This is a genomic window from Rhodopseudomonas sp. BR0M22 (genome assembly GCF_010907035.1).
In the GTDB taxonomy this organism is placed as follows: Bacteria; Pseudomonadota; Alphaproteobacteria; order Rhizobiales; family Xanthobacteraceae; genus Rhodopseudomonas.
Map to the genome: position 1 here is coordinate 1 of NZ_QUMK01000128.1, position 5,078 is coordinate 5,078.

Consider the following 5,078-nt stretch of genomic DNA (forward strand, 5'->3'; position numbering starts at 1 on the left):
AGATGGGTATAAGAGACAGTCGCGGCCCACCGCCGCCCGCCGCAGCACCGGCTCCAGCTCCAGCTCCTTCGGCGCAGCCGAAAGCCGAGACTCCGCCGCCGCATCAAACCGGCCCCGCAGCGGCACCGGCCGCCCGCCCGCCGGGCGAGCGCGGCCCGCAACCGGGCGCTCCTGCAGGCGGTCCGCCGCCGCGGCCACAAGCTGGTCCCGGAGCCCCGGGTGCCGGACCCGCCGTCGCGCCGGCCCCTTCGCCTGAGCGCAGCCAATCTCAGCCGGCTCAGCCGCCGCAACCCGCCGCTGCGCCAGCGGTCGCACCGCCGCCACCTCCGCCGCCGACAGTGACGGCACCGATCCCGGCCGCACCGCCGCCGTCGCCTCAGGCGTTGACCCCGATCCCGCAAGGGGCCGCCCCACAGGGGCCGCGCAACATCTCGGACTTCCGCAGTCAGCGGCGCGAGGTTCAGCAGAACGGCCGCATCGTCATCACCGAGCCCGGCCGCGTCATCGTGCGCGATCCGGGAGGCCAGGAGTTCATCCGGCACAACGAGGTCGATCGCTTCCGCTATGGTGCGCGCGACATCCGGGTCGACGATCGTGGCGACGAACGCCGCACGATCGTGATTCGGCCCGATGGCAGCGAGATCATCAACGTCACCGATCGGGACGGTCAGTTGCTGCGGCGGATTCGCCGTGACCGTGACGGCCGCGAGATCATCATCATCGACAACAGCTACGGTCCGCGCGACCGGGCGAACTTCTACGTCGACCTGCCGCCGCCGGTGATCCGCATTCCGCGCGACCGCTACATCGTCGATTACGACGACGCGTCGCCGGAGCTGATCTACGAGACTCTGGAAGCTCCGCCGGTCGAGCGGATCGAACGCCGCTACTCCATGGACGAGATCCGCTACAGCCCGGCGGTGCGTCAGCGGATGCCGTCGATCGATCTCAACACCATCAACTTCGACACCGGCTCGTGGGACATTCCCCCGGATCAGGCGGCGAAGCTGCAGGTGATTGCGGATGGTCTGAACCGCGCAATCCAGCGCAATCCGCGCGAGGTGTTCCTGATCGAAGGGCACACCGATGCGGTCGGTAACGACACCGACAACCTGTCGCTGTCGGACCGTCGCGCCGAAGCCGCGGCGACGCTGCTCACCCAGCAGTTCGGGGTGCCGGCCGAGAACCTGACCTCGCAGGGCTATGGCGAGCAGTATCTGAAGATACCGACTCAGGGGCCGGAGCGGCAGAACCGCCGGGTCACGGTCCGGCGCATCACGCCGCTGCTCAATGGCGGGCAGGCGTCGCTGCCGCCGCCGCCTCCTGGCGCAGCGCCGCGTCGCTGAGCGGGCGCAGACACACGACAAACAAAAAGCCGCGGGGCACTCTCCCCGCGGCTTTTCTTTGGTCCCGTTTCTTTGGTCCCGTTCGGTATCGCCGCCCCTGTCAGTGGGCGACCACCACGGTGGTGCCGACCGGCACGCGGTCGTACAGGTCGGTAATGTCCTGGTTCAACATCCTGATGCAGCCGTAGGACACGAAGCCGCCGATCGACTTCGGCCGGTTGGTGCCGTGAATGGCGTATTCGCCGCCCGCCAGCGTCATTGCCGCGACGCCCATCGGGTTGGCGGGCGATCCGCCCGGAATCACATCCGGAATGCTCGGGACGTCGTGCTTGACGTCGGCCGGCGGCGCCCAGGCCGGATTGCGATACTTGCCGTCGATCTTGGTGATACCGGCCCACTGCTTGCCGGCCTTGCCGACGCCGACCGGATAGCGCACCGCATGGCCGGGCTCGACCACCAGATACAGGCGTCGTTCGCCGGTCTTCACCACGATCGTACCGGGCGAGAAGTCACCGTGGAAGGCGACGAAGTCCGGCTTCGCCTCCGCCCGTTGAATGCTCACCGCTGCAACGCCCGACAAGGCAACGAGCGCCCATGCCAATTTCGCCGAACGAAATCCAAAAGACATTCAGTCTCTCCAGTTTCCTCGCACCGGACAGCTTCGCTCCGGCGCCCCTCAGCGCCCGCGATGGTCGCAGCGCGACCTCACCAACCGGTATGTGCTGGACGACCAAAATGAACGTGGGCGTACCAATGAAGAGAAATCTCGGGAACAAAGTAAATGTCCGGCAAACAACACCCGCCGGTAAAGTGGTTCGCCGCTGACGATCCCCGGTCGAATGTGATCGAATCAGCACAACCTCCGGCACCGCGGTGACGTCGCGAGGCTCAGCATCGTCTGTCGAGCCGCAATCAGATCCGCAGGACCCGCCAGACGCAACAGGCCCCGCCTATCGGACAGGCGGGGCCTTCGCATCGTGTCGGCGAGCCACGTTCGGTCGTGGCTGCCGCGGCAGGGTCAGCCCGCCGTGTGGCTCTTGTTCTGGCGGTGCTCGACCAGATCGTCGACGACGGCCGGATCGGCCAGCGTCGAGGTGTCGCCGAGCGAGGACGGCTCGTCCTCGGCGATCTTGCGCAGGATCCGGCGCATGATCTTGCCGGAGCGGGTTTTCGGCAGGCCGGGCGCGAACTGGATCAGGTCCGGCGAGGCGATCGGGCCGATGTCCTTGCGGACCCAGGCGACCAGCTCCTTGCGCAGTTCCTCGGTCGGCTCCTCGCCGGCCATCAGGGTGACGTAGGCGTAGATGCCCTGGCCCTTGATGTCGTGCGGATAGCCGACCACCGCGGCTTCGGACACTTTCGGATGCGCCACCAGCGAGGATTCGACCTCAGCGGTGCCCATGCGGTGCCCCGAGACGTTGATGACGTCGTCGACGCGGCCGGTGATCCAGTAGAATCCATCGGCATCGCGGCGGCAGCCGTCACCGGTGAAGTACTTGCCCTTGTAGGCCGAGAAGTAGGTCTGCTCGAACCGCGCGTGATCGCCATAGACGGTGCGCATCTGCCCCGGCCACGACCGGCCGATGCACAGATTGCCGGTGCATTCGCCCTCCAGCACGTTGCCGTCGGGATCAAGGATTTCCGGCACCACGCCGAAGAACGGCCGGGTCGCCGAGCCGGGCTTCAGCTTGGTGGCGCCCGGCAGCGGCGTGATCAGGATGCCGCCGGTCTCGGTCTGCCACCAGGTGTCGACGATCGGGCAGCGGTCCTCGCCGACGACGCGGTGGTACCACTCCCAGGCTTCCGGATTGATCGGCTCGCCGACCGATCCGAGCAGGCGCAGCGACTTGCGCGAGGTCTTCTTCACCGGCTCGTCGCCGGCCTGCATCAGCGCGCGGATCGCGGTCGGTGCGGTGTAGAAGATGTTGACCTTGTGCTTGTCGATGACTTCCCAGAACCGCGAATTGCTCGGGTAGTTCGGCACGCCCTCGAACATCAGCGTGGTCGCGCCGTTGGTGAGCGGGCCATACAGGATGTAGCTGTGGCCGGTGACCCAGCCGACGTCGGCGGTGCACCAGTAGATGTCGCCGTCGTGATAGTCGAAGACGTATTGATGCGTCATCGAGGCGAACACCAGATAGCCGCCGGTGGTGTGCAGCACGCCCTTGGGCTGGCCGGTCGAGCCCGAGGTGTAGAGGATGAACAGCGGATCTTCCGCGTGCATGTGCTCCACCGGGCAGTCGGTGGTCACCATCTCGGCGGCTTCATGATACCAGAAGTCGCGGACGTCATCCATTTCGACCGCGGCGCCGGTGCGCTTGACCACCATCACCCAGTCGACGCCCTCGCACTTCTTCAGTGCTGCGTCGACATTGGCCTTCAGCGGCACTTTGCGGCCGCCGCGCAGGCCTTCGTCTGCGGTGATGACGATCTTGGACTGGCAGTCGTTGATGCGGCCGGCGAGGCTGTCCGGCGAGAAGCCGGCGAACACCACCGAGTGGATCGCGCCGATCCGGGCGCAGGCCAGCATCGCGAACGCGGCTTCCGGAATCATAGGCAGATAGATGGTGACGCGGTCGCCCTTGCCGACGTTGCGGTTGCGCAGGATGTTGGCGAACTTGCAGACTTCGTCGTGCAGCTCCCGATAGGTGATCGAGCGCGACTGCGACGGGTCGTCGCCTTCCCAGATGATTGCGACCTGGTCGCCACGCTTGTCGAGATGGCGATCGATGCAGTTGTAGGCGGCGTTCAGGATGCCGTCCTCGAACCATTTGATCGAGACGTTGCCGGGCGCGTAAGACCAGTTGTCGATCTTGGTCGGGGCCTTGATCCAGTCGACCCGCCCTGCATGCTCCGCCCAGAACCCGGTCGGATCCTTGACCGAGCGCTCGTACATCTGCCGGTATTTGGCGTCGTCGACGAAAGCGCGGCTCGCCCATTCTGCAGGCACGTCGTAGATCTTCTCGGACATAGCTTCCTCCACACTGTAAGCGGCCTGCGCCGCACCCCGCCGTCGGTGCTTCGACCGCAACCCCGCTGCCACCGGCGACTCACCCGACAACACGTTTTTCTCCGCCGATCGTTGATCCTGCGATCCGGGCGAAGTCATGGACATGTTGAGGGATGAGCATCGCCGGCGAAGAGACGTGCGATCGTCTCAGCCTCCGGCTGTTGTTATTGGACCGATTATGCGTCGGTGCGGCCACGCACGACAAGTCGGCCGTGATCCGACTTTCGGCGTTGTTGGCGCGCAGGTGCCGGGTCGTGATCGGGATGCGTGCGCTTCGCCGGGATACCGCTTTGCCCGATACCGGGCGACGAAGGCTGCGACGTCCCGACGCCGTGGGTCACTCCGGAGTCCAGCCGCAGACAGAGAGCCGCGGATGCATATGGGCCGGGGGCGGCGCGTTGACCACCACCGGCGGCTTGTTGCGTGACAGCGGGATGACGATCTGGCGGGCATGCAGATGCAGCCGCGGTTCGCCGAACCGCGGGCCGTTGCCGTAGATGTTATCGCCAAAGATCGGCCAGCCCATCGCGGCGCAATGCACCCGGAGCTGATGGGTCCGGCCGGTGATCGGCTCCAGAGCGAGCCATGTGAGCTCCGTCGGGGGAGGCGCACCGGATTTGGCGCCCGGCTTTCGAGACAGATCACCACCCTCTCCCCCGGCACTGCGAGCTCCCTCTCCCGCCTGCGGGAGAGGGTTGGGGTGAGGGCGCCCCGAAGTCAGG

Annotated in this window: 3 protein-coding genes and 1 pseudogene; 1 reads left to right on the forward strand and 3 read right to left on the reverse strand. The window is 66.5% G+C overall.

The window, feature by feature from the left end:
* Nucleotides 1-1,346, forward strand: a 1,346-nt coding sequence (locus tag DY468_RS24260) for an OmpA family protein (protein WP_246701107.1), incomplete at its 5' end; no start/stop codon positions are given.
* A gap of 100 nt (nucleotides 1,347-1,446) precedes the next feature.
* Here the strand turns inward: DY468_RS24260 and DY468_RS24265 are convergent.
* The 3 genes and pseudogenes from DY468_RS24265 to DY468_RS24275 form a co-directional block, all read right to left on the reverse strand.
* Nucleotides 1,447-1,974, reverse strand: coding sequence for a L,D-transpeptidase (locus tag DY468_RS24265; RefSeq protein ID WP_164608136.1), 528 nt, complete (start codon nucleotides 1,972-1,974; stop codon nucleotides 1,447-1,449).
* Nucleotides 1,975-2,364: 390 nt separating this feature from the next.
* Nucleotides 2,365-4,317 carry an acetate--CoA ligase gene (gene acs, locus DY468_RS24270; RefSeq protein WP_164608137.1) on the reverse strand — a complete coding sequence of 651 codons (1,953 nt, stop codon included), beginning with the start codon at nucleotides 4,315-4,317 and terminating at the stop codon, nucleotides 2,365-2,367.
* Nucleotides 4,318-4,693: 376 nt separating this feature from the next.
* Nucleotides 4,694-5,078: pseudogene (locus DY468_RS24275) on the reverse strand (RNA pseudouridine synthase); the annotation flags it as partial.